Here is a 2,248-nt window from a genome sequence, read left to right as displayed (position 1 = left end):
ATTACTCCCTGAACGCAAAAGGTAACTTCGAGTTCGATCGGACAATCCCGCTCGATCGTTCCCGCTCCGTACTTGATTTGCGTCTCAAGAGGTAATATACATATGTCACATGTCGCGATCAACCGATTCGCAGAAAGCGGAGCGTCTCAATGCGGCCCATGGGTTGCTCGCGCGTGGGCTGACCGTGGCGGAGGCTGCCTTGTTGTTGTCGCGCCAATTCACCCTGTCCCGGCGTCAGGCCTATCGGTACATCGAGGCGGCCCAGACGCTCGAGCGACCGGTGCCGGTGGCCGAGCCGACGACGGCGGTGACGTTCAAGCTTCCGCCCAGTTTGGTCGACGCGGTGCGGGCGCGGGCGGCGGCCGAGACGACGACAATCAGCGACTTGGTCAGCCGGGCGTTGCGCGCCTTCCTCGGCGAAGCCGGCGGCAATGGCTGACCGGTGCGGCACCAAGGATCGCAGCGTCCACCTCGAGCATGCGTTTGACCGTCTCCTCACCATCAAGCTGGAGCAGGTCTACGGGATTCTGGTCCCGGAGCGGGTCCGTGTCGTCGGCATTGGACCGCGGATAAGGGAGGGGAGCGATGAAGATCGCCGCGATTTATGCCCGGGTGTCCTCCGACCAGCAGAAGGAGGAGAACACGATCGCCAGCCAGACAGCGGCGCTGGTCGCGTTCGCCCGCGAGCAGGGGTTCAGCGTCCCCGATGAATGGGTGATCGAGGACGAAGGCTTCAGCGGCGCCAGCCTGCTGCGGCCCGGCTTGGAGCGGCTGCGTGACCTCGCGGCCGAGGGCCAAATCCAAGCGGTCCTCATCCACGGGCCGGATCGGCTGAGCCGCAAGTATGCCTATCAGGTCCTTCTGACCGAAGAGTTCGCCCGCCATGGTGTCGAGACCATTTTCATCAAAGCGCCGCATGCCGGCACGCCGGAAGATCAGCTGATGCTGCAGTTCCAGGGCATGATCGCCGAGTACGAACGGGCCCAGATTCTGGAACGCTCCCGCCGCGGAAAGCGTCACCGCGCCAAAGCTGGCGAAGTCTCCGTGCTCGGTGGGGCGCCCTACGGCTATCGCTACATCCGCAAGACGCCCGAAACGCCGGCGCGTTACGAGATTGACGCCGCCGAGGCGGCAGTGGTGAGGCTGATATTCGACAAATACACGGTCGAGGGCCTGAGCATCGGCGCCATCGCCCGGCTGCTGCGGGAAATGGCCCCGCCGACACGCAAGCGCGTGACCCGCTGGGAGCGTTCGGTCGTGTGGGGCATGTTGCGCAATCCCGCCTACAAAGGCACCGCCTGCTTCAACAAGACGAAAGTCGGGCCACGGCAAAAGGTGACGAAGCCATTCCGCCTGTCGGGTCGGGCGGTTCATGGCGAAAAGACCTGTGCGCACGAGCGGCCGCGGGAGGAATGGATCGAGATACCGGTCCCCGCCCTTGTCAGCGAAGAGACCTTCGCGTTGGCGGCGGAACGCCTGGCCGACAACAAGCGCTTCGCGCCGCGCCGCACCATTGAGCCCAGCCTCGTGCAGGGCCTAGTGTCATGCAAGAAATGCGGCTACGCGCTCTACCGCACGTCGACCCGTAGCTCGGCCCGCAAAATCCACTATTACCGCTGCCTGGGTTCGGATGGCTGGCGCCATCTCAGCGGTTCCGTTTGCGACAGCCGCCCGATCCGCCAGGATCTGCTCGACCACATCGTGTGGCAGGAGGTCATTTGGCTGATCGAGGATCCTGGGCTTATTACTGCTGAGCTTGACCGTCGTCTTGATGCGGCCCGTGCGAGCGAGCCGACGAAGAAACGGCAGGACGCTGTCGAACGCGACCTCACGCGCGTCGGCAAAGGCATCGAACGCCTGTTGACCGCCTACCAGGAAGATCTCCTGTCTTTGGACGAACTGCGGCGCCGCATGCCCGAACTGCGGGCCCGCGAACAGGGACTGCGAGCCGAGTTGCAGGCGATCCGCGATCAGGCCGCCGACCGGATGTCATTCCTGCGATTGGCCGAGACGTTGACCGCTTTCCTCCAGCGCCTGCGGCAATCGGCAGAGACTTTGGACATCTGTAACCGCCAGAGAATAGCCCGCTTGCTGGTCAAGGAGGTCTTGGTGGACGACGACACCATCACCATCCGTCACTCGATCCCGACGCAACCGACTACGCCTCCGACCGGCAGCGAACCGCCGTCCTCCAAAGGTAATGCGCCGTCCTCCGACCGAAGTTACCTTTTGCGTTCAGGGAGTAATG

General features: G+C 63.7%; 2 protein-coding genes. Both read left to right on the top strand.

Going from position 1 to position 2,248, the window contains the following annotated elements:
* Positions 1-109 precede the first annotated feature (109 nt).
* Positions 110-439 (top strand): ribbon-helix-helix protein, CopG family, encoded by a 330-nt coding sequence (locus AC0L3I_RS36740; RefSeq protein WP_473530207.1) that lies wholly within the window; start codon positions 110-112, stop codon positions 437-439.
* Between the two features lie 146 nt (positions 440-585).
* Positions 586-2,248: recombinase family protein (locus AC0L3I_RS36735; protein WP_473530206.1), on the top strand; the 1,663-nt coding region annotated here is incomplete at its 3' end.

It is taken from the genome of Mesorhizobium sp. WSM4840, assembly GCF_055811755.1.
The sequence above is the reverse complement of the archived record's forward strand: the minus strand, read 5'-3'. Positions and strand labels throughout refer to the sequence as shown.